At 65.1% G+C, this 25,134-nt stretch carries 22 protein-coding genes and 5 pseudogenes; 14 read left to right on the top strand and 13 right to left on the bottom strand.

Annotated elements, in window-relative coordinates; genetic code table 11:
• Nucleotides 1–70 precede the first annotated feature (70 nt).
• From LK03_RS09540 to LK03_RS09520, 5 genes are all read left to right on the top strand, one after another.
• Nucleotides 71–382 (top strand): hypothetical protein, encoded by a 312-nt coding sequence (locus LK03_RS09540; protein ID WP_038412105.1) that lies wholly within the window; start codon nt 71–73, stop codon nt 380–382.
• Complete coding sequence (locus tag LK03_RS09535; protein WP_038414667.1) at nt 379–1,113, top strand: YkgJ family cysteine cluster protein; 735 nt, start codon at nt 379–381, stop codon at nt 1,111–1,113. Before LK03_RS09540 ends, LK03_RS09535 begins: the two co-directional genes overlap by 4 nt.
• Before the next feature lie 174 nt (nt 1,114–1,287).
• Nucleotides 1,288–1,500, top strand: a complete 213-nt coding sequence (locus LK03_RS09530; protein WP_038412104.1) for a hypothetical protein — start codon at nt 1,288–1,290, stop codon at nt 1,498–1,500.
• 194 nt (nt 1,501–1,694) lie between these two features.
• Nucleotides 1,695–3,026, top strand: a complete 1,332-nt coding sequence (locus LK03_RS09525; protein WP_038412103.1) for an OprD family porin — start codon at nt 1,695–1,697, stop codon at nt 3,024–3,026.
• A gap of 203 nt (nt 3,027–3,229) precedes the next feature.
• Nucleotides 3,230–4,729 carry a GGDEF domain-containing protein gene (locus LK03_RS09520; RefSeq protein WP_038414666.1) on the top strand — a complete coding sequence of 500 codons (1,500 nt, stop codon included), beginning with the start codon at nt 3,230–3,232 and terminating at the stop codon, nt 4,727–4,729.
• Here the strand turns inward: LK03_RS09520 and LK03_RS22725 are convergent.
• Both LK03_RS22725 and LK03_RS22720 read right to left on the bottom strand, forming a co-directional pair.
• Nucleotides 4,726–4,809 (bottom strand): annotated as a pseudogene (locus LK03_RS22725) (aldehyde dehydrogenase); the annotation flags it as partial. The gene LK03_RS09520 and the pseudogene LK03_RS22725 overlap by 4 nt on opposite strands.
• Nucleotides 4,810–4,941: 132 nt before the next feature.
• Nucleotides 4,942–5,301, bottom strand: a pseudogene (locus tag LK03_RS22720) (ferritin-like domain-containing protein); the annotation flags it as partial.
• A gap of 199 nt (nt 5,302–5,500) precedes the next feature.
• On the opposite strand from LK03_RS22720, the gene LK03_RS09510 reads away from it, so the two are divergent.
• On the top strand, nt 5,501–5,719 hold the full coding sequence (locus LK03_RS09510; protein WP_038412101.1) for a DUF3820 family protein: 219 nt from the start codon (nt 5,501–5,503) through the stop codon (nt 5,717–5,719).
• Nucleotides 5,720–5,726: 7 nt separating this feature from the next.
• Here the strand turns inward: LK03_RS09510 and LK03_RS09505 are convergent, their stop codons facing one another.
• Genes LK03_RS09505 through ptsP form a run of 3 tightly spaced genes read right to left on the bottom strand, consistent with a single transcriptional unit; the run spans nt 5,727 to nt 11,277 of the window.
• Nucleotides 5,727–7,472: a fructose-specific PTS transporter subunit EIIC gene (locus LK03_RS09505; RefSeq protein ID WP_038412100.1), complete on the bottom strand. Its 1,746-nt coding sequence runs from the start codon at nt 7,470–7,472 to the stop codon at nt 5,727–5,729.
• On the bottom strand, nt 7,469–8,416 hold the full coding sequence (pfkB, locus tag LK03_RS09500) for a 1-phosphofructokinase (protein WP_038412099.1): 948 nt from the start codon (nt 8,414–8,416) through the stop codon (nt 7,469–7,471). The genes LK03_RS09505 and pfkB overlap by 4 nt, the downstream gene beginning before the upstream one ends.
• Entirely contained in the window at nt 8,416–11,277 is a 2,862-nt protein-coding gene (gene ptsP, locus LK03_RS09495; protein WP_038412098.1) for a phosphoenolpyruvate--protein phosphotransferase, read from the bottom strand. Before ptsP ends, pfkB begins: the two co-directional genes overlap by 1 nt.
• A gap of 326 nt (nt 11,278–11,603) precedes the next feature.
• Between ptsP and cra the strand changes: the two genes are divergently transcribed.
• Together cra and LK03_RS09485 are read left to right on the top strand one after the other, a co-directional pair.
• Nucleotides 11,604–12,599, top strand: a complete 996-nt coding sequence (cra, locus tag LK03_RS09490) for a catabolite repressor/activator (RefSeq protein ID WP_038412097.1) — start codon at nt 11,604–11,606, stop codon at nt 12,597–12,599.
• A 2-nt stretch (nt 12,600–12,601) separates the two neighbouring features.
• Entirely contained in the window at nt 12,602–13,384 is a 783-nt protein-coding gene (locus tag LK03_RS09485; RefSeq protein WP_038412096.1) for a TatD family hydrolase, read from the top strand.
• A gap of 6 nt (nt 13,385–13,390) precedes the next feature.
• Here LK03_RS09485 and ampE read toward each other — a convergent pair whose 3' ends face one another.
• The 3 genes from ampE to LK03_RS09470 form a co-directional block, all read right to left on the bottom strand.
• On the bottom strand, nt 13,391–14,221 hold the full coding sequence (gene ampE / locus LK03_RS09480; protein WP_038412095.1) for a regulatory signaling modulator protein AmpE: 831 nt from the start codon (nt 14,219–14,221) through the stop codon (nt 13,391–13,393).
• Nucleotides 14,218–14,784 carry a 1,6-anhydro-N-acetylmuramyl-L-alanine amidase AmpD gene (gene ampD / locus LK03_RS09475; protein ID WP_038412094.1) on the bottom strand — a complete coding sequence of 189 codons (567 nt, stop codon included), beginning with the start codon at nt 14,782–14,784 and terminating at the stop codon, nt 14,218–14,220. The genes ampE and ampD overlap by 4 nt, the downstream gene beginning before the upstream one ends.
• A 97-nt stretch (nt 14,785–14,881) precedes the next feature.
• Nucleotides 14,882–17,053 (bottom strand): DUF1631 family protein, encoded by a 2,172-nt coding sequence (locus LK03_RS09470; protein WP_346423492.1) that lies wholly within the window; start codon nt 17,051–17,053, stop codon nt 14,882–14,884.
• A 204-nt stretch (nt 17,054–17,257) separates the two neighbouring features.
• Here LK03_RS09470 and nadC point away from each other — a divergent pair, with 204 nt between their 5' ends.
• Entirely contained in the window at nt 17,258–18,106 is an 849-nt protein-coding gene (gene nadC, locus LK03_RS09465; RefSeq protein ID WP_038412092.1) for a carboxylating nicotinate-nucleotide diphosphorylase, read from the top strand.
• A gap of 62 nt (nt 18,107–18,168) precedes the next feature.
• Here nadC and trxB read toward each other — a convergent pair whose 3' ends face one another.
• Complete coding sequence (trxB, locus tag LK03_RS09460; RefSeq protein WP_038412091.1) at nt 18,169–19,131, bottom strand: thioredoxin-disulfide reductase; 963 nt, start codon at nt 19,129–19,131, stop codon at nt 18,169–18,171.
• A 323-nt stretch (nt 19,132–19,454) separates the two neighbouring features.
• Between trxB and cysZ the strand changes: the two genes are divergently transcribed.
• The 3 genes from cysZ (at nt 19,455) to LK03_RS09445 (ending at nt 20,942) form a co-directional block, all read left to right on the top strand.
• Nucleotides 19,455–20,219: a sulfate transporter CysZ gene (cysZ, locus tag LK03_RS09455; RefSeq protein WP_038412090.1), complete on the top strand. Its 765-nt coding sequence runs from the start codon at nt 19,455–19,457 to the stop codon at nt 20,217–20,219.
• Between the two features lie 26 nt (nt 20,220–20,245).
• A complete protein-coding gene (locus LK03_RS09450; protein ID WP_038412089.1) occupies nt 20,246–20,461 on the top strand; it encodes a TIGR02450 family Trp-rich protein in 216 nt (71 codons plus the stop codon).
• 109 nt (nt 20,462–20,570) lie between these two features.
• Entirely contained in the window at nt 20,571–20,942 is a 372-nt protein-coding gene (locus LK03_RS09445) for a hypothetical protein (protein ID WP_038412088.1), read from the top strand.
• Nucleotides 20,943–20,984: 42 nt separating this feature from the next.
• Here the strand turns inward: LK03_RS09445 and LK03_RS22830 are convergent.
• Together LK03_RS22830 and LK03_RS22825 are read right to left on the bottom strand one after the other, a co-directional pair.
• Nucleotides 20,985–21,410 (bottom strand): annotated as a pseudogene (locus LK03_RS22830) (methyl-accepting chemotaxis protein); the annotation flags it as partial.
• Nucleotides 21,411–21,524: 114 nt separating this feature from the next.
• Nucleotides 21,525–22,211 (bottom strand): annotated as a pseudogene (locus LK03_RS22825) (PAS domain-containing protein); the annotation flags it as partial.
• 261 nt (nt 22,212–22,472) lie between these two features.
• On the opposite strand from LK03_RS22825, the gene LK03_RS09435 reads away from it, so the two are divergent.
• Complete coding sequence (locus LK03_RS09435; RefSeq protein ID WP_038412086.1) at nt 22,473–23,672, top strand: glycosyltransferase family 4 protein; 1,200 nt, start codon at nt 22,473–22,475, stop codon at nt 23,670–23,672.
• A gap of 2 nt (nt 23,673–23,674) precedes the next feature.
• Here the strand turns inward: LK03_RS09435 and LK03_RS09430 are convergent, their stop codons facing one another.
• Together LK03_RS09430 and LK03_RS09425 are read right to left on the bottom strand one after the other, a co-directional pair.
• Nucleotides 23,675–24,157, bottom strand: coding sequence for a glutathione peroxidase (locus LK03_RS09430; RefSeq protein ID WP_038412085.1), 483 nt, complete (start codon nt 24,155–24,157; stop codon nt 23,675–23,677).
• A 147-nt stretch (nt 24,158–24,304) separates the two neighbouring features.
• On the bottom strand, nt 24,305–24,790 hold the full coding sequence (locus LK03_RS09425; protein WP_038412084.1) for an FKBP-type peptidyl-prolyl cis-trans isomerase: 486 nt from the start codon (nt 24,788–24,790) through the stop codon (nt 24,305–24,307).
• On the opposite strand from LK03_RS09425, the pseudogene LK03_RS09420 reads away from it, so the two are divergent.
• Nucleotides 24,789–25,111, top strand: a pseudogene (locus LK03_RS09420) (DUF3565 domain-containing protein). The gene LK03_RS09425 and the pseudogene LK03_RS09420 sit on opposite strands and share 2 nt — an antisense overlap.
• The last annotated feature ends 23 nt before the right edge of the window (nt 25,112–25,134 follow it).

Here is a 25,134-nt window from a genome sequence, read left to right as displayed (position 1 = left end):
CCGCAGGGTTGCCGACTGACACGGGTCGGGCATAATTCAGCGTCTTTAAATGAATTAGCCGGTATCGCGTATGAAGTTTTTCTGCTCCATCCTGATCACCTGCGCCTTGGCCAGTGGCGCTGCCCATGCCTCCAGCAGCCAGGCCTGGAACGAACACCGTCAACTGATGCTCAAGAGCTGCCTGGCCGCCAGCCAGTTCAAAGATGCCCACGCCCGTGGCAAGCCTGCCGAGTTCGACGACCAGGTCGGCTACAGCGCCATGCTCATCGAAGGCGTGTACCCGCAGAAGTACATGAAGGGCCGCACCGGCACCGAGCTGTGCCTGTATGACCGTCGCGTGCAGAAGGCCTTCGTCAGCGAGTGGACCTCGGGCAAGTCGTGAGCACCGCGTTGCGCTTCGCCTGCACCGGTTGTGGCAAATGCTGCAGCGGCCACCACGTGCCGCTGACCCTCGACGAAACCCGGCACTGGGCTGCCCGCGGCGGCCAGGTGATCGTGCTCATCGAAGGCTTCATCAGTGATGGGCCAGGCATGCCGCTCGAGCAGCGTGAACACGTGTTGCGCCGCTCGTTGGCGGTGCCGTGCGGGGCCGGTGAAGTGCGGGTCTCGGTGACCTTCGCCGCCTTCAACCCCGGACGCTGCCTGCACCTGGATGCGGCCGACCGCTGCAGCATCTATGAGGATCGACCGCTGGTCTGCCGCATCTACCCCATGGAAATCAACCCGCATATTCCGCTGCGTCCCGAGAACAAGGACTGCCCCAGCGAAGCCTGGGAGCAAGGCCCCGAGTTGATTCATGGTCAGATCGCCGTCGATCCGCACTTGCGCGCCTTGATCGAAGCTTCGCGCCAGGCCGACCGTGACGACATCGCCGCCAAGGTCGCCGTGTGCCAGGCCCTGGGCATGACCACCAGCGCACTCAAGGGCAACGGTTTCACCGCATGGCTGCCGGACATGGGCGCGCTGGCCGCCGCGCTGGACGCAAGCGCCCAAGTCGCCGATCAGGCCTGGCAGTTGCACATCGAAGACCAGGCCCTCAGCGATACCCTGGCGGCTCTGGGCGTACAGTTCACCGCACAGCCCTCTGCGCGCTACGCCTTCATCGGCTTCTGATACCCCGGCGCCGCTCAACGGCGCGGGTTTGACGGCGATCGTGCGGCGAACGGCCGGCTATCTTTACCTTTTTTGCAACAGTGCTTATTCAACCCGGCGCTGTTTCCGCCTCTGTCCAGGGACTACCGTAGTGGCGTTCACATAGCACTTGCCAAGCAAGAAGGTAGTTACATCATGTCCAACAGTATGGGTCTTGCCAGCGTCTTCGTTCTGTCTTCGGTGTTGTTGTCGCCCCTGGCCTTCGCCGAAGAGTCCCCGGTGTTCGCCGCGCGCAACCAGGCCGTGGCCGAACACGCCGAAGCGCTTTTCGCGCAGCAGCGCGACGTGGTTAAAGACGCGCAGCAGACCGCTTCGAAGCTTCAGGCGGACGATCACATCGACAGCTGAACACGGCACGCACGACACGCCGGGCCGTTTTCCTGCAACCTACGGTTGCGCTGAGATCCTCGCGTGTTAGCCTGCAAGGCCGCTGCCAGACAGCGGCTTTTTCATGTTCGTGCAGACGCAGGGAGGCGGTTATCCAGCAGGGTGAAAGCACCTTGGCGTGCTGCTCGAGGTCACCCGCAAAGGAGCTGTGCCCGGTGCTGTCCGCATTCCGCTATACCCCGCTGTTCGTTGCAATGGCTGCAACGATGCCTGCCCACACCCTGGCCGATGAGGCCGCCCAGGAAGGGTTCGTGGCCGGCTCGTCGCTGAACATCAAGCTGCGCAATGCCTACTTCCATCGCAATCAGCTCGACGCGGGTGTGCATGACAACCGCGAGTGGGGCCAAGGCGCAGTGGCGCGCTTCGAGTCGGGCTATACCGAAGGCACGGTCGGCGTGGGTGTCGATGCCTTCGCCATGCTCGGCCTGAAGCTCGACGGCGGCGGCGGCCACGCCGGCAGCAGCATCCTGCCGCTGAACCAGCGCAGCGATGGCGAACTTGGCGCCGCGCCCCGCTCGTTCTCCACCGCCGGAGCGGCGCTGAAGCTGCGCGCCTTCGACACCGAGCTCAAGGCAGGCGATCTGTTCATCAACAACCCGGTGATCGCCGGCGGCGAAACCCGCATGCTGCCGCAGACCTTCCGCGGCGTCAGCCTGAGCAACACCTCGCTCGATGGTCTACTGCTCGAAGCCGGCCAGGCCAGCTTCACCAAGCCCTACAACCAGAGCGGCCACCGCCGTATCGACAGTTTCTATGCGAGCCTGCCCGAAGGTCGTCACAGCGACCACCTGAACTGGGCCGGCGGCACCTGGACCGGCACCGATGCCTTCAGCGCCAGCCTGTACAGCGCAGAACTCAAGGACATCTGGCGCCAGCACTACCTCAACCTCGAATACACCTACGTGGTCAACGATCAGCTCAGCCTCAACCCTGGGCTGAACCTGTACCGCACCGAGGACACTGGCAAATCGCTGCTCGGCGACATCGACAACACCACCTTCAGTCTGCACCTGATCGTCGCCGCCGGCGCGCACAGCGTCACTGCCGCCTACCAGCGGGTCAACGGCGACACGCCGTTCGACTACATCAACCAGGGCGACAGCGTGTTCCTCGACAACTCGCGGATGTACTCGGACTTCAACGGCCCCCACGAACGCTCGTGGAAACTGCAGTACGCCTACGACTTCGCCGGCCTCGGCGTGCCGGGGCTGACCTCGACCGTGTCGTACTCGCGCGGCACCCTCGACCTCACCCGGGCGAATGCCGACAGCGTTGGCTATGGCAGCTGGTACAGCGCCGATGGCAAGGATGCGCGGCATTGGGAGCGCGATCTGGATGTGAAGTACGTGGTCCAGCAAGGCGCCGCCAAGGACCTCTCGGTGTTGCTGCGCTATGCCAGCCACCGCGGCAGTCGCGGCTATTCCTCGGTCGACCGGGACAACGACGAAGTGCGAGTCATCGTCGATTATCCGATCAACGTGTTCTGAGCCATTTGCCGCCCTGGCGCAGCCGTTGACGCTGCGCCGCGGCTGGCGTCACGGCGGCTGGCGCGAGGGTCGCTCAGCCGCGTTGACATCTCTGGGCCATGCTCCCGTAGTAGTTGTCCGACAATCTACGCTTGCCTAGAATGGCGCCTTCCTTCACCGCAACCCCGCACGCTTTGCAGGGTTATAGAACCGTGAGCCTGCCGTTGCCCTCGCCTAGCGCTTTGTTCGCCGTGTTCAAGTCTCGTCCGGAATTGTCGCTGAGCCTGGGCAGTTGTCTTGCAGTGCTGGCCATCGTCAGCATCGTCGGCTATCTGCTGGCGCGCGAGCGCGATGGCATCGAGCAGGCGGCGATCCGCGCATCGAACAACATCGTGCAGCTCATCGAGAGCGACATCCTGCGCAACGTCGAGCTGTACGATCAATCGCTGCGCGGTGTGATCTGGGGCGTCAAGCACCCAGAACTGCTGCGCCTGCCACCGCAATTGCGCCAGCAAATCTTGTTCAGCCAAGCCTTTACCACGCCGGTGCGCGGCGACATCCTCTGGCTCGATAGCAACGGCGACGTGCGCGGCGATTCCACCAGCAGCACGCCGCGCCAGGCCAATTTTGCCGACACCGCGCCGTTCCAGACGCACCGTAGCCAGCCGGGGCTCGGGCTGTTGATCAGTCCGCCGTTCAAGGCGCGCCTGGGCGATCTGGACTGGTGCATCAGTTTCACCCGGCGCATTTCCGGCGAACATGGCGAGTTTCTCGGCATCGCTGCCGGGGCGCTGCGCCTGTCGTACTTCGACGAGCTGTTCAAGCGCCTGGACGTGGGCGAAGACAGCAGCGTCAACCTGTTCAACCTCGATGGCCAGTTGCTTGCGCGCCAACCCGTGCGCGCGGGCGACCCGCAAGTGGGCAGCAACTACGGCGCGCGGCCCAACTTCCAGCGCATCATCAGTGAGCATAAGGGTAGTTTCATCGCCCCTTCGGCAGAACGTAACGGCGAGCGGCGCATGTACACCTTCGCCAAGGTCGCCGACCTGCCGCTGATCGTGCTGGTGGTGCATTCCGTGGATGAAGTGTTCGCGCCCTGGCGGCGCACCGCGATGCTGGTCGGGGGTGCCACAGGCGTGTTGTGCCTGGCGATCCTCTGGCTGAGCCTGCTGCTGGGCCGCGAACTGCGCCGGCGCCAAGTGGCCGAACAGAACCTCGAAGCGCTGGCAGCCACCGACGGCCTGACCGGCCTGGCCAACCGCCGGCGTCTGGATCAGGTGTTACGGCAGGAATGGGCGCGCGCCCAGCGCAATGCGCAGCCGCTGGCGGTGCTGATGATCGATGTCGATGACTTCAAGGCCTTCAACCAGCGTCATGGCCATGCCGGCGGCGACCATGCGCTGCGCGAGGTGGCGCTGACCCTGCAGCGCTGCATCAGGCGGCCTGCCGATCTGGCCGCGCGTTACGGCGGTGAGGAGTTTCAGGTGGTGCTGCCGGAAACTGACCTGGCCGGTGCCTATTGGCTGGCTGAGCGGATTCGCAAGGCAGTGGCGGCGCTACCGCCGTTCGGCGGCGACAGCGCGCCGGTGACGGTGAGCATCGGCATTGCCGTACACACAGCACAAACCCAGCACGATCTGACGACCTTGCTGGGCTTGGCGGATGAAGCGCTCTACCGGGCTAAGGCCGCAGGCCGTAACCGGGTAGAGGGTGCGCTGGCTTAGGAGCGCGCGCGCGCCTGGTCACGCAGGGCTTTGACCTGGTCGTGATTGCGCTGCACGCCATCGAGCTGCTCCTGGACCAAGATGAAGGCCCTGGTCGCGTTGTCGGCTACAGAACCGGTGATCGCGTCGGCTGGCGCAGTGGTGGTGGTGCCCAGTGGCGCTGCATGGCCGGTAGTACCCAATGGCGCGGCATGGTTGGTGTTGGCGCCGAGCTTGACCAGCTTCTCGCGAGCATCCTTGTAAGCCTTGAGTGCATGGTCTTCGCCGCGCTCGACTTCGTTCAGCACCGCCTCTTCGTCCTTGCCGGTCACTATCGACTTGAAGTTAACCCAGCCGCGGTGGAGGTCGCCGGAAATGCTTGTAGAGTCTTTCGGTTCACCGCCCAGGTGGCGAACCTCAGCCTGTAGCTCGTGCACAGCAGTGGCGCACGCCGCGGCCCGCTCAGCGAAAAACCGTTTGAGATCCGGGTGCTTGACATCATCTGCCGATTCTTTGAAACCCTTCTCACCGTCCTTGCTGTATTCGATCAGGTCGTTGAGAACGTCGATTACATCTTTGTTCGGATTGCTCATGGCTCAAACTCCTTGGCACTGGTTTAGTCTCAGGAATAGAGCAGCCTTCGTGCCAGCTTTTATACCTCCATAAAATCCTTGAATATCAGATACTTACAATAATGTGGCGCAACGCCATGCGTCGCGTTATGCATGATCGGTGTTGGGCGGTCGTGCAGTTTGCAGTATGGTCCGCGCTTGCCCATTCAGAGTGCCAGCGATGAAACCTGAAACCCTGCAATTGCTGGTGACCCGAACCATGCCGTTCGGCAAGTACCAGGGCCGGCTGATCGCCGACCTGCCCGGCGACTACCTGGCCTGGTTTGCCCGCAAGGGCTTCCCGCCCGGGGAGTTGGGCGGGTTGCTGGCGTTGATGCACGAGATCGACCACAACGGCCTGATGGAGCTGCTGACCCCATTGCGGGGCCAGCGCGGCTGACGCTGACTCAGCCCTTGGCTGGTGCCACGACCATTTCTACCGGCTCGCCTTTCTTGATCAACGCATAGATCAGCGCCGTCACCAGGCTACCGGCGACGATCGCCAGCAAATACAGCAAGGCGTGGTTGATGGCGTTGGGAATGAGCATGACGAACAGCCCACCATGCGGCGCCATCAACTTGCAGCCGAAGTACATCGACAGCGCGCCGGTCAGCGCGCCACCGGCGATGCTCGCCGGAATCACCCGCAGCGGGTCCTTGGCGGCGAAGGGAATGGCGCCTTCGGAGATGAAGCACAGGCCCAGCACGAAGGCCGCCTTGCCGGCTTCGCGCTCGCTCTGGGCGAACTTGCGCCGGGCGATGAAGCTGGCGATGCCCAGGCCGATCGGCGGCACCATGCCCGCCGCCATGGTGGCGGCCATCGGCGCGTAGCTGGACGACGCCAGCAGACCGACCGAAAACGCATAGGCTGCCTTGTTGATCGGCCCGCCGAGGTCGACGCACATCATGCCGCCGAGCAGCACGCCGAGCAGAATGGCATTGGTGGTGCCCATGCTGTCGAGGAACTGTGTCAGCCCTTCGAGCATGGCCGCCACCGGTTGCCCGACCACGTAGATCATCACCAGGCCGGTGAACAGGCTGGCCAGCAATGGAATGATCAGAATCGGCTTGAGCGCTTCGAGGCTGGTGGGCAGGCGTACCCATTGGGCAATCGCCTTGGCGCTATAGCCGGCAAGAAAGCCCGCGACGATCCCGCCAATGAAGCCGGCGCCCAGGGTACTGGCGAGCAGCCCGCCGATCATTCCGGGGGCCAGACCCGGCCGGTCGGCAATCGACCAGGCGATGTACCCGGCCAGCAGCGGCACCATCAGTTTGAACGCGGCATCACCGCCGATCATCATCAGCGCCGCCGGCAGGGTGCCCGGCTCCTTGTGGGCATTGATGCCGAAGACGAACGACAGCGCGATCAACAAGCCGCCGGCCACCACCATCGGCAGCATGAACGAGACACCGGTGAGCAAGTGCTTGTACACCCCGGTGTTCTCGGCCTTGGCCGGCTCGGCGCTGGTCGCGCCAGCGCTTTCCTGCTTGCCCTCGGCCAGGGCCTTGTCCAGGGTCGCCGCGGCCTGCTTGAGGGCGATGCCGGTGCCACAGCGGTAGATGCGCTTGCCAGCGAAGCGTGCGGTCGGTACTTCGATGTCGGCCGCCAGCAGCACCACGTCGGCTTCAGCGATGGCCTCGGCCGGCAGCGGATTGCGCGCCCCCACCGAGCCCTGGGTTTCCACGGTCAGTTGGTAGCCTTTGAAGGCAGCGGCCTGCTGCAGGGCTTCGGCGGCCATGAACGTGTGGGCCACGCCGGTTGGGCAGGCGGTGACCGCGACCAGCTTCGGCGCAGCGGTAGCCGGCGCGACGTCGGCAGACGCACTGGCCACGGCGCTGGCATCCAGCACCTGAGCGTTGGCGGCCGCTTCGTCGAGAAACCGCTCGCGGTCGGCCAGGGCTTGGGCCGGCGTGCTCTGGTACACGCGCTTGCCGATGAAGCGCTGCACATCCAGTGGGCCGGTGGCGATCACCAGTATCCAGTCGGCGGCAGCGATCTGCGCTTCGCTCAGACGCTGCTCGGGGTGCTCGGGGTCGGCGACTTCGACGCTGACGCTCCAGCCACGACGGTGCGCTTCGGCAGTCAGCAGGCGTGCGCTGAGTACGCTTGAGACCTGCCCATTGGGGCAGGCAGTGACGATGGCGATGTTCATCGGCTGGCCTCGGAGTGTTCGGTAATGTGCACGGCCGCTTGCAGACGCGCCAGTTGTTCGCGGTCACGGATGCCGAAGCCGACCTGGGTCACTGCCTGCGCGGCAATGGCCGTGGCGCGGCGCAAGGTCTGCGCGGCCGGCTCGTCCTGCAACAGACCATGCAGCATGCCGGCCACCAGCGAATCGCCGGCGCCGACGGTGCTCGCCACCTGCACGGCGGGCGGCTGCGCATGCAGGGTCGCGCCGTGGGAATACCAGCTCAGGCCCTCGCCGCCGTTGGACAACACCAGGTGCTCGACACCCGCATCCAGCAGTTGCTGCACCAGTGCCTGACGAGCCGCTGCATCCGGCACGGGATGACCCAGCGCCTCGGCGAGCTCCTCCAGGTTGGGTTTGACCAGCCAGGGCGCGCAGGCAAGCCCGACGCGCAGTGCTTCGCCACTGGTATCGAGCACCACCTTCGCGCCCTGCCTGCGCAGTTGTTGCAGCAACTGCTCGAACCACGCGAGGGTAATGCCTCGCGGCAAGCTGCCGGCGACCACCACGGCATCGAACTCGGGCACCAACTGCTCGAGGCGCCTCAGCAGCGCGCTCTGCGCGGCGACGTCGACCACCGGGCCTTGGCCGTTGATGTCGGTGACTCGGCCATCGGCTTCCACCAGCTTGAGGTTGCTGCGGGTCTCGCCCGGCACGCGCACGAAATGGTCGGCAAAGCCGCGCCACTCGATCAGTGCCTCGAAGGGTTGCAGGTTATCGCGGCCGAGAAAGCCCGCCACGCTGATGGCATGGCCTAGGTCGGCCAGCACCTGCGCGACATTCAGGCCCTTGCCGGCGGCATGGCTGTGCTGCGCGTGGCTGCGGTTGACCTGGCCTGGGCGCAGGGTGTCGAGGCTGACGGTGAGGTCCAGCGCCGGGTTGAGGGTCAGGGTCAGGATCTTGGCCATCAGTTGTGCTCCACCAGCGCGCGCACCGAGGCGGCGCTGTCTTGTTGCAAGGCGGCCTGCGCGAGGGCGCGGGCGGCTTGGAAATCGGTTTCGCGGATCAGCGCCTTGACCTCGGCGATGCTGCGCGCAGCCACGCTCAGCTCATCCACCTCCAGACCCAGCAGAATCGCCACCGCCTGGGCATCGGCGGCCAGTTCACCGCAGACCCCGACCCACTTGCCATGGGCATGGGCAGCGCGCACGGTCATGTCGATCAGTTGCAGCACCGCCGGGTGCAGGCCGTCGGCCTGGGCCGACAGGCTCGGATGGCCGCGGTCGATGGCCAGGGTGTACTGGGTCAGGTCGTTGGTGCCGATGCTGAAAAAGTCCACTTCACGTGCCAACTGCGGTGCCAGCAACGCGGCGGACGGCACCTCGACCATGATCCCGACCTGCAGGTCGGCCACTGGAATCTCCAGGCGCAGACGCTCGACCATGGCCTTGGCTTCGCGCCATTCGTGCATCTGCCCGACCATCGGGAACATGATGCGCAGCGGGCGGTTGTCGGCAGCGCGCAGCAGGGCGCGCAGCTGCTCTTCCATGATCTGCGGGCGCTGCAAGGTCAGGCGCACGCCGCGCACACCGAGGAAAGGGTTTTCTTCGGCAGCGATGGGCCAGTACGGCAGCGGCTTGTCACCGCCCACATCGAGGGTGCGCACCACCAGCGGGCGACCGCCAAGCCCGTCGAGCACACGCCGGTAGTCGGCCTCTTGGGTGGCTGCATCCGGCGCCTGGGAATGACCCATGAAGATCAGCTCGGTGCGCAGCAGGCCAATGCCTTCGGCGCCCTGCTCGACCACTTTGTCGATACCAGCGGTCTCGCCAACGTTGGCGAATACCTCCAGGGCATGGCCGTCGCGGGTCACCGCAGGCTGATGACGCTCAACCCAGGCGGCTTGCAGGCGCTGCTCGCGACGATCGCGCTCGGCCAGGGCCTGCTCCACGTCGCCAGCAGATGGTGCGATGCTGACGCGGCCGCGCTGACCGTCGAGCAGCAACGCAGTACTCGATTGCAGAGCGAGGATCTGCGCGCCCGCGCCGACCACCGCCGGAATGCCCAGCGCGCGGGCAACGATGGCGCTGTGCGCGGTGGCGCCGCCGTAGGCGGTGACGATACCAGCGACCCGCGCAGGATCGAGACGTGCGACATCGGACGGGCCGACTTCGGCCATCACCAGCACGTACGGCTGCTCAGGCTCGCCGGCCTGCTGCACGCCGCACAGCTGCTGCAACACGCGCCGACCGATGTCGCGCAGGTCGGCGGCGCGCTCGGCGAGCAAGGTGTCGTTGAGCGCTTCCTGTTGCCGGGCGGCGCTGTCGATCACCGCCATCCACGCCGCGGGCGCGCTTTCACCCTCGGCCAGGCGCTGCTGCACGTCCTCGACCAGCGCCGGGTCGGCCAGCATCTCCTGGTGGGTGATGAAGATGTCGCCGATGGCCTTGTCGCTGCGGGCGATCAGCCCTTGCAGCTCGTTATCCACCGCCGTCAGGGCCTGCTCGAGGTGCAGTCGTTCCTCGCTCGGGGAGGTGCCACGCAGCGGGTAGTCGATGGTGCGCTCGACCTTGACGTGCGCCGGCCCAGTGGCGATGCCCGGTGAAGCCGACACGCCCTGAATCACGCTGCCGGCCGCCGGCGCCGTCACCTCGTCCACAGGCGCAACGGGCGTAACTGCGGTATCGACCTGCGCCGCCTGCACCGGTTCGACCTCCTCGCCCAGACCTTCCTCGATGGCCTGTAGCAGCGCCGGCAAGGCGTCGCCAGCGATCTGCGGCTCGGCCAGCAGCTCCAGGGTCTGGCCGCGCCGAGCACCGAGGCTGAGCAGCTTGCTCAGGCTCTTCACCGAAACGGCGGCCTCACCACTGTCGACCACGCGCAGGCGAATCTCGCCGTCGAAGCGTTTCGCCAGCTGCGCCAGCACCTTGGCCGGACGCGCATGCAGGCCGTGGGCGTTGGCCAGGACGATGCGGGCGCTGGGCCAGTCTGGGGTGACTTCACCACCGAGCACCTCCAGCACGGTGCGGCTGCTGGTGGCCTGGTAAAGGGTCTGCCCGCGGCCTTCGATGAGCACTTCGCAGAGCCGTTCCAGCAGGGCCTGGTGCGCGGCGCCGAGGCTGGCCAGGCAGAACAGTCCACGCAACGGCTGATCACGGTACTGCAGCGGCTGTTGTGGCGTGATGAACGCCAGCCCCGGTTGCAGGACATGGCGCTCGCTGTGCAGCCACCACAGGCCATCGCCCAGCGGCAGCGGTTGCGCCTGTTGCAGTGCGGCGGTAAAGCCCGCTTCGGCGCAGCCGGCACGGCGCAACAGGCGCGCACCGCGCCAGCACAGTTCGTCGAAGTCGTCGGCGGGCAGGTTGAGGCTGACCAGTTGCGCATCCAGCGCCAGCTCGCGCGGGGCGCCTTGCAACAGCTTGAGCAGCGCCTCGGGGGAACTGGCGCGGCGCAGGGCCTCGGCCAGGTCGGTCTCGCCCAGGGCGCGGGTCAGCAGTTGCAGCAGACGCAGGTGCTCGTCGGAACGCGCGGCGATGCCGATGGCCAGGTAGACGATCTGGCCGTCGCCCCAGTCGACGCCATCCGGGAACTGCAACAGGCGCACGCCGGTGCTGAACACCAGGTCGCGGGTCTGCGGTGTGCCGTGGGGAATGGCGATGCCTTGCCCGAGGAAGGTTGAGCCCTGCGCTTCGCGGGCCTGCAGACCTTGCAGATAACCTTCGGCGACCAGCCCATCAGCCTGCAGGCGTTCGGCCAGCAGGCTCAGGGCCTGGGATTTGTCAGCCGCTACCTGGCCCATCGCTATCTGCTCTTTGACGAGCTCGAGCATGACCTTCTCCTTTTGCAGCCCCGCGCCGGGGCCGAGGTATTGTTGTGGACGCATGAGTATGGATGATGGTGCAGCGCTGGCAGCGCGCCAGTGGCAGCGTGGACCAGGCATCGCACCTTCGCGTTTGAGCAGGGCCAAAACCTGGCAGTAATCCCCGGCTGAAACGTTTAATCTGAAACGCCGGCCACGTTACTCGATAATCTGGCCGTGAAAAAGCCCCAGACTGTCGGACAATTGCGACGTTGGTCGCCTGCGAGGCCTTGCTCATTTGGGTCAGACTAGCGGGTACGGCTGCGGATCAGCCCGGTCAAAATAAGGAACATTTGGTGAAACTCAGCGATATCGCCCGTCTGGCTGGAGTGTCGGTGACCACTGCCAGCTATGTGATCAACGGCAAGGCCGAGCAGCAGCGCATCAGCAGCGCCACGGTGGACCGGGTGCGCGCGGTGGTCGAGGCCCATGGCTTCATGCCCAACCCGCAAGCGGCCGGTTTGCGCAGCCGTCATACGCGCACCCTTGGCTTTATCCTCCCCGATCTGGAGAACCCCAGCTACGCGCGTATCGCCAAACAGCTGGAGGCCGGCGCACGGGCTCGTGGCTACCAGTTGCTGATCGCCAGCAGTGACGATCAGCCCGACAGCGAGCGGCAGTTGCAGCAGCTGTTCCGCGCCCGCCGCTGTGATGCGCTGTTCGTCGCCAGTTGCCTGCCGCCGGACGATCACAGCTACCGCGAGGTGCTCGACAACGGCCTGCCGGTGATCGGCATCGACCGCAGCCTCGACCCTGCGCAGTTCTGCTCGGTGGTCAGCGATGACCACCAGGCCAGCCTGCAACTGACCCGCAGCCTGCTCGACAGCGCCCCGCAGCGCATCGCGCTGATCGGCGCACGCCCGGAACTGTCGGTCAGCCAGGCCCGTGCGGCCGGCTTCGACAGCGCCTTGCAAGGGTTTGGTGGAGAGGTGCGGCGTTATGCGGGCGAAGCGTTCAGCCGCGCCTGTGGTCAGCGCCTGATGAACCAGTTGATCGATGAACTGGGCGGCCTGCCCGATGCCCTGGTGACCACCTCCTACGTGCTGCTGCAGGGGGTGTTCGATGCCCTGCAATGCCCTGCCGGCAGCGCACCCCCTGTGCAACTGGGCACCTTCGGCGACAACCAGTTGCTCGACTTCCTGCCGCTGCCGGTCAATGCCATGGCCCAGCAGCATGGCCTGATCGCCGCTGCTGCGCTGGAACTGGCCTTGGCCGCCATCGAACAAAAGCGCTACGAGCCGGGCGTGCACGCGGTGCCGCGAACCTTCAAGCAACGTATCCGCAGCGCCTGAACATGCGCCTGGTCGACACCCACACCCACCTCGACTTTCCCGACTTCGACAGCGATCGCGAATCGCTGTTGAACGCAGCGAAGGCTGCGGGGGTCGAGCGGGTGATCGTGCTGGGGGTCGAACAAGCCAACTGGCAACGGGTATGGGACACCGTCTGTGCGCACCCTGGGCTGCATGCGGCGCTGGGCCTGCATCCGGTGTACCTGCAGGCGCATGAGGATCAGCACCTCGAGCAACTGCGCGACTGGTTGCAGCGCCACCGGGGCGACCCACGGCTGTGCGCGGTCGGTGAGTTCGGCCTGGACTTCTACCTGCCCGAGCTGGATCGCCAGCGCCAGCAGTACTGGTTCGAAGCCCAGCTGCACCTGGCGCTGGAATTCGAGCTGCCCGCGCTGCTGCATGTGCGCCGCAGCCATGCCGAGGTGATCGCCACGCTCAAGCGCCATCGGCTGCCGCGCGGCGGTATCGTGCACGCCTTCGCCGGCAGCTTTGAAGAGGCACGCGAGTACATCAAGCTGGGGTTCAAACTGGGCCTGGGCGGCGCCGCGACCTGGCCGCAGGCGCTGCGCCTGCGGCGAACCCTGCCGCGCCTGCCACTGGACAGCATCGTGCTGGAAACCGACGCCCCGGACATGGCCCCGGCGATGTTCCCGGCGCAGCGCAACAGCCCGCTGCACTTGCCCGATATCGCCACCGCGCTGGCCGAGGTGATGGGCATCGGGCGCGAGCGCCTGGCCGAGGCCAGCAGCGCCAACGCCCGAGCGCTGTTTGGCTGGGCCGATTGACAGGCGTCAGGCAAATACCGTGAACAGCGCGAACACCACGTACCACAACACCGCGCTGCGCAGCAGCAGATCCCACAGGCTGTCCAGGCGCTGGTTGGCCTGCTCGGCACCGTCGTCTTCGGGAATATCGTCTGCGACCCGGCCCAACTGCACCACCCAAGGCTCGGCGCGCAGCTGGCCGTTGAGCAGATCATGCAGCATCACGCGGCCTACCGCGACGAAGTTGCCGACCAGGGCGAAACTGATGCCCAGCGCCCGCACTGGCAGCCAATCGAGCCAGTGCCGCAGGCGTCCGGTCAGGGCCTGCACGCTCGCCTGCCGGCTGTGCTCCAGGGTCAGCGCCAGCAACCGATAGGCCAGCGCCGCAGCAGGGCCCAGCAGGAAGTACCAGAAGATCACCGCGAAGAAGCTCTGGTAGGCCTGCCACAGCAGGTGCCCCTGGACCTGGCGCGACAGCTCGCCAGGCTGCTCGGCGCGCAGGTCAAGGTCGCGTTCGGCGACATGCAGGGCGCCCTGCTCATCGCCGCGCCGCCAGGCATCACGCAGCGGGCCCAGCGCGGCCTTGGCATCGCCACGGCCCAGGCTGTACAGCAGCACCAGCAGGTGCACCGGCAAGGCCAGCAGTCCGTAGGCGACTGGCTGCAACACGTGCAGCAGCAGTGCCAGCAACAGCACTGGCGCCAGCACCATGATCGCCAGCGTCAGCCACGGCCGAGGCTGGCGCCCGCGCTCGACACGCAGCAACTCGCCGACGAAGAAACCATCGCGCTGCACACGCCGGCGCAAGGCCGAGAACTTCTCGATCCACAGCACCAGCACCAACACCAGAAAACTCATGCTCTGTCCTCCTCGTGCGCCAGGCCGGCGCGATAGCGCGACCAGTCGAATGCCGGACCTGGATCGGTCTTGCGCTGGGGCGCAATGTCGCTGTGGCCGCAGATGCGCGAGGCATCGATGGCCGGCCAGCAGGCCTGGATCTGCCGCGTCAGCTGCAAGAGCGCCTGATACTGCGCATCGCTATAGGGCAGCGAATCGGTGCCTTCCAGCTCGATGCCGATGGAAAAGTCATTGCACCCCTCGCGCTCGGCAAAGCGCGATACCCCGGCATGCCAGGCGCGCTCGCGCAACGACACGAACTGCGTCACGCCGCCGTCGCGCTCGATGAACAGATGCGCCGAAACGGTCAGGTGCCCGATGGTCTGGAAGAAGGGATGCTCGCTGGGTTCGAGGCGGTTCTGGAAGAACTGCTGGACTTTGCCGGTGCCGAAGCAGCCGGGCGGCAGGCTGATATTGTGGATCACCAGCAAAGACACCGCTTCGCCTGGGGGACGAGCATTGCAGTTGGGTGACGGGCAATGGCTGACACCGGAAAACCAGCCGCTGTCATGGTCCAGTTGCATGGGGCATATCCTGAAAGACGCCATGGGGCGCCCAGTATGCCGCTATGCTTCTACCCTGGGAATCACTGCTGCCGGCGATGCGGGCAGCCGCGTCAACTCAATGCAGGGGACCTGCGCGCAGTTGCTTCAAGGCCAGTTGCAGGGCACGTTCGAACACTTGGCCGGCCTCCAGCAAGCGGACTTCGCCCCGTTGCAATGCCTCGACCAGCTCCACTCGACGCCACTCGCGCACCTTCACCCCCGCCTGATTGGCGAAGACATAACGGTCACTGCCTTCGACGCGGGCCAGCAACCGGCAGCGCATGGGCGTGGCGCGCTGGCGCACTTCGATCCAGCTGCCGATGCGCAGCCGATGCAGGCTTTTGAGCGCCGGATCGTCCGCAGCCAAGCTCAGCGCAGCGGGCTGCGAGGTCGGCTCGGCCAGGCGGATGGGGCGGCGTACGGTGATCAGCCGCAGCGGGCCATGGCTGGCGGCGGGTTGTCCGGGTGAACGGTAAGCCTGCACATGCAGGCGTTCGAGCTGAACGAAGAAATCGCGCAGGCTCGACGAGTTGAGGGCAACGCTGTTCAAGCCTTCGCGCAAGGCCTTGAGCAATGCCGGCACCTGCCTGACCAGCCGTCCTCTGGCAGGGGCATGGGGCACCACACTGGCCAGCAGATCATCGACGGTGCGCAGCGCGTTGTGCCAGGCCGGCGACGACTCGCCCTGTTTGAGCCAGGCCATCAGCAACACCTGGCTCCACGCATCGGCGAGCATATCCAGCACGACCCTGGGCACGGCGCGGCCTTGCACGCGCAGATTGAGCGCATGTTCCACCGCCTGACGGGCATGCAGCATGCGCAGGCGGCCTTGCTCGGCATCGCGGGCACGCTGTTCGAGCAGGTCATTACGCCGCCGCTCTTCAAGGCTCAGGGTGAGAAATGCCTCGAGGTGGCTCTGGATATCCGCGCCATTGTCGGCGCAATCGTCGAGCAGGCGCTGAACCACGCCTTCCAGGCGCAGGTACAGTTCATCGGAAGCGTCGTCGTCGGCCTGCCAACCGATCGCGGCCGCCGCCAGCTCATCCAGAAGACGTCGAGCCGGGTGACTGCTGCGGGTCAGCAGGCTCTTGTCGAACAGCGCCACCTTGAGCAATGGCAACTGCAAGCGAGTCAGCAATGCGCGCATGCGCGGATGAAGATCGGTGTCGCATTCGATGGCGGCGAACAGATGCCCGAGCAGATTGATGGCGTCTTCGTCATCATGGCTCAGGCACAGGCGCTGACCGCTGCGAGCGGAAATCTTCAGCATCAGCGCCTGCAATTCTTCACCCAGTTCGCGCGAGCCTGCGCAAGCGTGCCGTTGCAGATGCGAGAGCATGCGCGACAGGTCCTCCGGGGCCACGGCTGAAGCATGCTCTGGCCCGCTCAGCCGCGGCGTCAGTTGGCCGCGCAACGGCGCCAGCAAGGATTGCAGATCAGCGAAGAAGGCTTCACCGACAGCCCGCAGCGAGGCGTAGCGTGGGTCGACCACGGTCGAGGCCGGCATGGCCCGTGGTCGCGATTCGGTCGCAGGCTGGCTGACGGCAGCAGCGGGTAGCGTCGGCAGGACGCCGGCACCGACCAGCAGGCGATTGGCTTCGCCGTAACACTGGCCCAGCCGGTGCAGCACGTGCTGCTCGAACAGTGTCAGCAGCACCTGGATACTGGCCGGATCGATCGCGTGCTCGGCACCCACCTCGAGCACACTGCGGCACAGCCAGGCAGGGCTCAGCGGATTGCGTTGGCTGACTTCCAGGGAAAACTCCAGCAGCGCTTCGAAGCGGGCGTTGAGCTGCTCCAGGGCGATGCCATCACGCGCCATGGCGCGCTCGACCATAGCAGTTTCCGGCAACGGGTCGACCACCGGTTGCGCAAGGTCGCGGGCGCGCAGCAAGGCCTCGTCGAGCAAGCCGATGCCCGGCCCTTGAGCCATGCGCGAAAAGGCTTCGTGGAAACTGTCGAGCACGCCCAGCTCGATGTGCTTGCGCTTGAAGCGCACTTCGCGCACGGCCTGCAGGCGACGCTTGCGCTCAGCACCCTCGGCCTTGTCAGCGCGCTCCAGCAAGGTTTCGTCAGCCGCATCGAACAGCGCCTGCAGGCCGTTGCCCACTTGCACCGCAGCCTTGTCGCGCACCCTCAACAACAACAGCGGCAGACCTGGCGCGAGCAGCGCTGTGCGTCGGTCGATGGCCGAAGTCAGAGGAATCACGTTGCCTTCATGGCGCATTTCAAGCTCCTTGCTGTTCATGGGCGGGGGTCATTCCGTGACGGCGCGCCGGCGCAGGTGTGGCTGATTTTCAAAGACATAGAGCGACCGCTGCGGGGTTCGATACTCATTGACCGGAAAACGTTCCCGCTGCTCCCCTGACCAGACCAAAGGTTGCCAGTCCAGCGCGTGTACACACCCGTCCCCTGCCCTATAATCGCCGCCACCTTGCCTGTGGAGCCGACCATGCCGAACCTACGCCTCGCCGACCTGACCGCCGAAATCGAAGCCAACGTGCGCCGCGCGCTGCTCGAAGACCTCGGCAGCGGCGACATCACCGCTCAGCTGATTCCCGCCGAGCGCCTGGCCAAGGCCACCATCATCACCCGTGAGGCCTGCGTGATTGCCGGCAGCGCCTGGGTCGACGCCGTGTTCCGTCAGCTCGACCCGCGCGTCGCAGTGCACTGGCAGGTGGTCGACGGTCAGCGCGCCGAGGCCAATCAGGCATTGTTCCACCTCGAAGGTCCGGCCCGCTCACTGCTCAGCGGCGAGCGCACGGCGCTGAACTTCCTGCAGATGCTCTCGGGCGTCGCCACCCGGGCGGCCGCCCTGGCACGCTTGGTAGAAGGGACGGGGGTACGCCTGCTGGACACCCGCAAGACCTTGCCGGGCCTGCGCCTGGCACAAAAGTATGCGGTGACCTGCGGCGGCTGCGACAACCACCGCATCGGCCTGTACGACGCCTTCCTGATCAAGGAAAACCACATCGCCGCCAGCGGCGGGGTTGCCGCTGCGGTCAAGGCCGCACACGGCATCGCTCCGGGCAAGCCGGTGGAAATCGAAGTGGAAAACCTGCAAGAGTTGCGTGAAGCGCTAGAGGCGGGGGCCGATATCGTCATGCTCGACGAGTTGAGCCTGGATGACATGCGCGAAGCGGTGCGCATCACTGCCGGCCAGGCCAAGCTGGAAGCCAGTGGCGGGGTCAATGAGCAGACCTTGCGGGTGATTGCAGAAACCGGAGTGGACTACATTTCCATCGGCGCCATGACCAAGGACGTCAAGGCGGTCGACCTGTCGATGCGCCTGAGCCTGTGATGTGAGCCTGTAACTGCGCGCAAACGCGCGACGGCGGGAATCACCCCGCCGTCAGCGTTCGATCAGAACGAAGCGTTGGCCAGGCCGTCGAGGTAGCGCTCGACATCCAGCGCGGCCATGCAGCCGGCACCGGCCGAGGTGATCGCCTGGCGGTAGACGTGGTCGGCCACGTCGCCGGCGGCGAACACGCCTTCGACATTGGTGGCGGTGGCATTGCCTTCGCGGCCGCCGGCGACGACCAGGTAGCCGTCCTTCAAGGTCAGTTGGCCTTCGAACAACGAGGTGTTCGGCGTATGACCGATGGCGATGAACACGCCATCGACGGTGATTTCGTCGAAGCTGCCATCGTTGTTTTTCAGGCGCGCACCGGTCACGCCCATGTTGTCACCCAGCACTTCGTCGAGGGTGGCGTTGAGCTTGAGCTCGATCTTGCCTTCGGCCACGCGGGCGTTGAGCTTGTCGATCAGGATCTTCTCGGCGCGGAAGGTATCGCGGCGGTGTACCAGGGTCACCTTGCTGGCGATGTTGGCCAGGTACAGCGCCTCTTCCACAGCCGTGTTGCCGCCACCGACCACAGCCACTGGCTTGTTGCGGTAGAAGAAACCGTCGCACGTGGCGCAGGCGGAAACACCCTTGCCCATGAACGCTTCTTCCGACGGCAGGCCCAGGTAACGGGCGCTGGCGCCGGTGGCGATGATCAGCGCGTCGCAGCTGTAGGTACCGCTGTCACCAGTGAGGGTGTAGGGCTTGCTGGCCAGATCGACGGCGTTGATGTGGTCGAAGACGATCTCGGTCTCGAAGCGCTCGGCGTGTTCCTGCATACGCTGCATCAGCGCCGGGCCGGTCAGGCCATGGGGGTCGCCCGGCCAGTTGTCGACTTCGGTGGTGGTGGTCAGCTGGCCGCCCGCCTGCAGACCGGTGATCAGCAGCGGCTTGAGGTTGGCACGGGCGGCGTACACCGCAGCGCTGTAGCCGGCAGGGCCGGAACCCAGAATGATGACCCGCGAGTGACGAACTTCAGACATGGCGAACTCCTGTGGAACCTGCCATCGGCCGGCAAGTGCGCCGGGCAGGCAGGGCTGGAATTGAAAGGGGCCTGTACGGCATGGAAGGAGCACCTTCATCCACAGGCCCGCAAGAATGCATTGGGCGGACTGTATCGAGGTGGCAGAGATTAAGGAAATATCCTTAGACAATCCACCTTATAGACAAGCTCTATGTGCTGCTGTAGTCATTCGAAACCCGGCCAATGCTGCCTGGCCGGCCGGTTAAGCCAGGGGAAACGCCTTCCCCGGCCCGGCCAAACTCGGTAAGGTCAGCGCGTTTTTATTTTCGATGGAGCCTGTCCATGCCCGCCCCCGTTCTGTCCGGCCCGCAATACCTGCGCGAAGGCCTGAGGCTGGTGCTCAGCCCCGGCCTGCGCTTGTTCGTGCTACTGCCGCTGGCCGTCAACCTGCTGCTGTTCGGCGCGCTGGTCTACTTCGCCGGCCATCAGTTCAGCCTGTGGGTCGACACGCTGATGCCCGCCTTGCCGCAGTGGCTGGGCTTTCTCACCTACATCCTCTGGCCGCTGTTCGTGGTGCTGGTGGTACTGATGGTGTTCTTCACCTTCACCCTGGTGGCCAACATCGTCGCCGCACCGTTCAACGGCTTTCTGGCGGAAAAGGTCGAGGTGGTCGCCCGTGGCGAAGACACCTTCCCACCGTTCAGCTGGGGCGAACTGGTGGCGATGGTGCCCCGCACCTTCAGCCGCGAGATGCGCAAACTCGGTTATTTCCTGCCACGTGCCCTGGGGCTGTTCGTCCTGTCGTTCATTCCCGTGGTGAACGTCATCGCCGCGCCGCTGTGGCTGATCTTCGGTATCTGGATGATGGCTATCCAGTACATCGACTACCCGGCCGACAACAACAAGATGAGCTGGCAGGACATGCTCGCCTGGCTGCGCAGCAAGCGCTGGCAGTCGATGAGTTTTGGCGGCGTGACCTACCTGGCACTGCTGATTCCGGGTGTGAACGTGCTGATGATGCCGGCGGCGGTGGCCGGGGCGACGTTGTTCTGGGTGCGGGAGAAAGGCGATGGCCGCGTTGTCAAAACGGGCGATCAGCGCGCCTGACCCTGGCGCGCCCGCAGGAGCTTCCCATGAATCGCTTCAACCCCGCGAAACTCAAACTGTCGAAATGGACCGCGACGCAGCCGGTGAACCGTGAAAAGCACTTTCTGGTCACCGATCTGGAGCACGACGAAGCGGGCGTTCTGCTGCGCATTGAACTGCAGGCCGTGCACAGCGGGCGCAGCGAGTGGCTCGACTGGCGGGTGCTGCGCGACGCGCAGGTGTGGGCGATGGGCTGGCGTTAGTCATGGGGAAACGCGGCTGAGACACATCTACCGCGCGGCATGCAGCCGTGAGGTTTTCAATGCGCACCTGCGGCACTTGCGCCGTCAGGCACTCATATAGGAAACCACCATGACTGACGATCCACGCGACTACCTCGACCTCAGCGACATCCCTGAACATCAGCAAGACCTGCGCCTGCTGCAACACAAAGCGAGCTGGCGGCTTGACGAAAAGCTCAACGAAGTCGGCGTCACCACTCCGGCAGCGCAGATTTTCCTCAACAGCCATGACGGCAATGGCCTGGTCATCGACTCGGCCTCGCTGATCGACCTGGTGGTCAATGCCGTGCAGCACGGTGATTTGCCCAGCCCGAGCGAAGACTATTCGGGACTGTTCTACGTTCAGTCGTCATTCGACGACGCCCATCGGGTCGGTGACGAACTGCTGCTCGATCAGGCCATGGACGTGGTCGGTCAGGTCCACGCCCAGTTGCAAGGCTGAACGCTGTCACATCAGGCCCGCGCTCAGCGGGCCTGATGCCAATCAGCCGTTGAGCTGGCTGGAGAACTGCCCCACCGCTTCCACTACCCGCTTGGCCCCGTCCTGAATTTCCCCGATCACCCCACCGGTTTCATCGGCCAGGGTCAGCCCCTGCTCGGCCTGGCGCTTGCTGGTGTCGATGATATCCACCGCCGTTTGCGCAAGCTGCTCGTTCTGCTTGACCACGCGGGCGATTTCTTCGGTGGCGCTGCTGGTGCGCGAGGCCAGTTGCCGGACCTCATCGGCGACCACCGCAAAACCACGCCCCTGCTCGCCGGCACGGGCCGCTTCGATAGCCGCGTTGAGCGCCAGCAGGTTGGTCTGGCTGGCAATGTCGCTGATGGTCTTGATGATCGCGCCGATCACGCGTGACTGGGTGTCGAGCGCCTGGATACCTTCGGCCGCGCGTTGCATCGACGCCTCCAGACCACGCATGACCTCGACGCTCTGGGTCACCACGTCATTGGCCTTGTTCGCGCTGGCATCGGTGTCGAGCGAGGTTGAGTAGGCGATGTCCGCGGCCTGCGCCACAGCTTGCTCGCGATTGACCTGGTCAGTGATGACAGTGGCGAACTTGACCACTTTGTAGAGCACGTCGTGGGCGTCGAAGATCGGGTTATACGAGGCTTCCAGCCAGACGGTGTGACCATTGGCATCGACACGCTTGAAGCGGTCGGCGATGTACTCGCCGCGGCGCAGTTTCTCCCAGAACGCCTGATAGGCACTGGAGCCATACTCCTGAGGTTCGCAGAACATCTTGTGATGGCGGCCTTTGACCTGGTCGAGGCGATAGCCCATGGCATGCAGGAAGCGGTCGTTGGCGTGCAGCACCTCGCCCTCGAGGTTGAACTCGATCACCGCGGTGGAGCGCATCAGCGCCTTGATCAGGCTTTCGTGCTCGCGGGAGGTCTTGATGGTGCGGGTCAGGTCACTGGAATGCAGGCTGAAGTGCTTGAGCCGGCCATCGGCGCAGCGCACCGGTTGCAGAATCGAGCGCAGCCAGGCCTCATCGCCATCACCGCGCAGCAGGCGGAATGCGCCATGCAAATGCTCGCCACGGGTCAGAGCGGTGTGCATGCGCTGGTAGAAGTCGAGCTTCTTGACGTGTGCGGGCACGAACTCCTCCAGCGAGCGGCCGATCATCTGCTCGGGACGGTAGTGCATTTCCTTGGCGAAGTTGTCGTTGACCTTCTCGATTTTCCCTTGCGGGTCGAGTTGCAACACCAGCATTTCGCTGTCAAGGCTGTCCATGACCTGCTGGACCGTGAGCAGATCCTCACGCAGCTGCTGAACCCTCTGCTTCAGTTTCGTATTGAACATCACCACACCCGCCCGAGCACCTGTCATTCGATGCCTGTTTCATCGGCAGCGCGCGCCCAGTTCTTGAGTGCCTGGGAATGAAATTTTCGCCATCCACCGCACCGTTCCGACATCCGGCGCCTGGGCATGCGTTGTCATGCAACCGCAACGCTCGAAGCGGACACTTTGCCCATGAACACACCGCCTCTACATATCGTCCTGGTCAGCGAAACCTTTCCGCCGGAAATCAACGGTGTGGCCAATACCCTTGGCCGCCTGAGCGAGGGCTTGCGCCAGCGTGGGCACCGGGTCGAAGTGGTGCGGCCGCGTCAACGCGACGACAGCCCCGGCCAGCCCGGCCCCGACCTGCTGCTGATCCGCGGCTGGCCGCTGCCAGGCTATCCGGGATTGCAGTGGGGCGAGGTGTCCATGCACAGACTGTTGCGACGTTGGCGACGCCAGCCTCCGGATGTGCTGTACATCGCCACGCAAGGCCCGCTGGGGCTCAGCGCGCTGCGCGCAGCACGGCGCCTGGGCATCGCCATGGTCAGCGGTTTTCACACCAACTTCCCGCAGTATTCGGGTCAGTACGGCCTCGGTTTGCTGGCTCGGTTGCTGACCTTCTACCTGCGCGCCTTCCATCGACGCACCGCCATTACCCTGGTGCCCAGTCTCAGCCAGCGCCTGGATCTGCAACGCCGCGGTTTCGAGCGCCTGGCGCTGATGGCCCGTGGCGTCGATGCCGAGCTGTTCAACCCTGCCAGGCGCAGCCAGGCTCTGCGTGAGCGTTGGGGGCTGGCAGCTGATGACATCGCGGTCCTGCAAGTCGGGCGACTGGCGGCTGAGAAGAACCTGGGTCTGCTCGAACCGTGCATGGCGGCGTTGCAACGCGCGCATCCGCAGCGTCGGCTACGCCTGATCGTCATCGGCGATGGCCCACAGCGGACACACCTTGAACAACGGTTGCCCGATGCGCTGTTCTGCGGCGTACAGCGCGGGGAGTCTCTGGCCGAACACTATGCCAGTGGCGATCTGTTCCTGTTTCCCAGCCTGACCGAGACCTTCGGTAATGTCGTGCTCGAAGCGATGGCCTCGGGACTGGCCGTGGTGGCCTTCGACGAGGCGGCAGCGGCGCAGCACATCCACCACGGCCACAGCGGCGCGCTGGCGATGCCGGGCGACAGCGCAGGGTTTCTGGAGGCCGCCTGCTGGCTGCTGGAGGAGGATGAAACCTTGCGCCGTGTGCGCCTGAACGCGCGTCAGCATGCGCGCCAGCAAGGCTGGGCCAGCATCGTCGAGCAGTTCGAGGGCTACTTGCTGGCAGCCCGCAGCCAGAGCGCCGCGCAGGCGATACCGGTCAAAACCATTGAAATGAGCAAACCCTCGGTCTGAGCTCAGAGCAGGGCTTTGTCGATGGCCTGGATCAGTGCCCGGTCATTGGGCAAAGTACGCGGAGCGAAACGGCCGAGCACACGGCCGTCGCGGCCCACCAGAAACTTTTCGAAATTCCAGCTGATATCACCCGGAAACTCGGCCCCCTCGCCTGCCAGCAGACGGTAGAGCGCATGTCGCTGCGGACCGTTGACGTCGAGCTTGCTACTCATTGGAAAGCTCACGGCATACTCGCTGCTGCAGAACGCCTCGATGGTTCGCTCATCGTCGGGCTCCTGCCCGGCGAACTGATTGCACGGCAGCCCAAGCACACTGAAACCTTGGGCCTGATAGCGCTCGTGCAACATCTGCAAGGCGGCGTACTGCGGCGTGAGCCCGCATCTGGAAGCCACGTTGACGACCAGCAACACTTTTCCCTTGAGGGTGGTGAGCGGCAAGTCGCCGCCCTTCAATGCCTGCACCTTGACCTGATGAAACGCGCTCATGCTCGACCCCTTTGCGGCTGTCTTCTGGTCGCAGTCGACGCCGAACGGCGCCCACGAAAAAGGCGCTGAACAAGCCGGTCGGCGTTCCTCGAAGGAAGGCCCGGCTCGTCCGAGCGCCTGGCGACGTTCTGAGCGTAGCGCAGAATATCAGTGGTGGTGGCCACCTTCGCCGTGAACATGGCCGTGGGCCAGTTCTTCCTCGGTGGCGTCGCGCACGTGAACGACCTTGACCTTGAAGGTCAGGCGCTGACCGGCCAGCGGGTGGTTGCCATCGACGGTCACGTCGTCGCCATCGACGTCGCGGATGGTGACGATCTGCATCTGGCCATCCGGCGCGGAAGCATGGAACTGCATGCCTACTTCCAGCACGTCGACGCCTTCGAACAGGCTGCGGTTGAGGGTGCTGACCAGTTCGGCCGAGTATTCGCCGTAGGCCTCTTCAGGCTCGATGGTGACGTTCAGCTCATCGCCGGCCTGCTTGCCTTCCAGGGCTTTTTCCAGGCCTGGGATGATGTTCGAGGCACCGTGCAGATACGCCAGCGGCGCACCGCCGGTGGAGCTGTCGATGACCTCACCAGCGTCGTTGGTCAGGGTATAGTCGATAGAGACAGCCTTGTTGGCGGCGATCAGCATGGGGCGAGACCTTTGCAAAAGAATGTAGAACCTGGAAGTGTAACCAAGGCATCGCCTGATTGCGAACCTGCCATGGCCTCGGCACGACCCAACGGTAGCCACGGGCGACCCGTCAGTCGGATCGAGGCTTTTCGTCGTGACGAGGAAGGTCACTGGGTCGCCGAGCTGAGCTGTGGCCATACCCAGCACCTGCGCCATCAGCCGCCCTGGCAATCGCGTGCCTGGGTCATGGACGGCGCCGAGCGGCAACGACGTATCGGCGCAGTATTCAACTGCGGCTGGTGCGCCCAGGCTGTGGATGGCGCTACCCTTGTCGACTGATTCCACGCAGGTCCAACCCGAGA

This window comes from Pseudomonas cremoricolorata (assembly GCF_000759535.1).
Classification (GTDB): Bacteria; Pseudomonadota; Gammaproteobacteria; order Pseudomonadales; family Pseudomonadaceae; genus Aquipseudomonas; species Aquipseudomonas cremoricolorata_A.
This window is presented reverse-complemented; position numbering and strand designations above follow the sequence as displayed.

Excerpts from the sequence above, each read along its gene's own strand:
- LK03_RS09540 (WP_038412105.1), top strand. The coding sequence starts at position 71 with ATGAAGTTTTTCTGCTCCATCCTGATCACCTGCGCCTTGGCCAGTGGC.
- LK03_RS09530 (WP_038412104.1), top strand. The coding sequence starts at position 1,288 with ATGTCCAACAGTATGGGTCTTGCCAGCGTCTTCGTTCTGTCTTCGGTG.
- LK03_RS09510 (WP_038412101.1), top strand. The coding sequence starts at position 5,501 with ATGAAACCTGAAACCCTGCAATTGCTGGTGACCCGAACCATGCCGTTC.
- LK03_RS09505 (WP_038412100.1), bottom strand. The coding sequence starts at position 7,472 with ATGAACATCGCCATCGTCACTGCCTGCCCCAATGGGCAGGTCTCAAGC.
- pfkB (WP_038412099.1), bottom strand. The coding sequence starts at position 8,416 with ATGGCCAAGATCCTGACCCTGACCCTCAACCCGGCGCTGGACCTCACC.
- ptsP (WP_038412098.1), bottom strand. The coding sequence starts at position 11,277 with ATGCTCGAGCTCGTCAAAGAGCAGATAGCGATGGGCCAGGTAGCGGCT.
- LK03_RS09485 (WP_038412096.1), top strand. The coding sequence starts at position 12,602 with ATGCGCCTGGTCGACACCCACACCCACCTCGACTTTCCCGACTTCGAC.
- ampE (WP_038412095.1), bottom strand. The coding sequence starts at position 14,221 with ATGAGTTTTCTGGTGTTGGTGCTGGTGCTGTGGATCGAGAAGTTCTCG.
- ampD (WP_038412094.1), bottom strand. The coding sequence starts at position 14,784 with ATGCAACTGGACCATGACAGCGGCTGGTTTTCCGGTGTCAGCCATTGC.
- LK03_RS09470 (WP_346423492.1), bottom strand. The coding sequence starts at position 17,053 with ATGAACAGCAAGGAGCTTGAAATGCGCCATGAAGGCAACGTGATTCCT.
- nadC (WP_038412092.1), top strand. The coding sequence starts at position 17,258 with ATGCCGAACCTACGCCTCGCCGACCTGACCGCCGAAATCGAAGCCAAC.
- trxB (WP_038412091.1), bottom strand. The coding sequence starts at position 19,131 with ATGTCTGAAGTTCGTCACTCGCGGGTCATCATTCTGGGTTCCGGCCCT.
- cysZ (WP_038412090.1), top strand. The coding sequence starts at position 19,455 with ATGCCCGCCCCCGTTCTGTCCGGCCCGCAATACCTGCGCGAAGGCCTG.
- LK03_RS09450 (WP_038412089.1), top strand. The coding sequence starts at position 20,246 with ATGAATCGCTTCAACCCCGCGAAACTCAAACTGTCGAAATGGACCGCG.
- LK03_RS09445 (WP_038412088.1), top strand. The coding sequence starts at position 20,571 with ATGACTGACGATCCACGCGACTACCTCGACCTCAGCGACATCCCTGAA.
- LK03_RS09435 (WP_038412086.1), top strand. The coding sequence starts at position 22,473 with ATGAACACACCGCCTCTACATATCGTCCTGGTCAGCGAAACCTTTCCG.
- LK03_RS09430 (WP_038412085.1), bottom strand. The coding sequence starts at position 24,157 with ATGAGCGCGTTTCATCAGGTCAAGGTGCAGGCATTGAAGGGCGGCGAC.
- LK03_RS09425 (WP_038412084.1), bottom strand. The coding sequence starts at position 24,790 with ATGCTGATCGCCGCCAACAAGGCTGTCTCTATCGACTATACCCTGACC.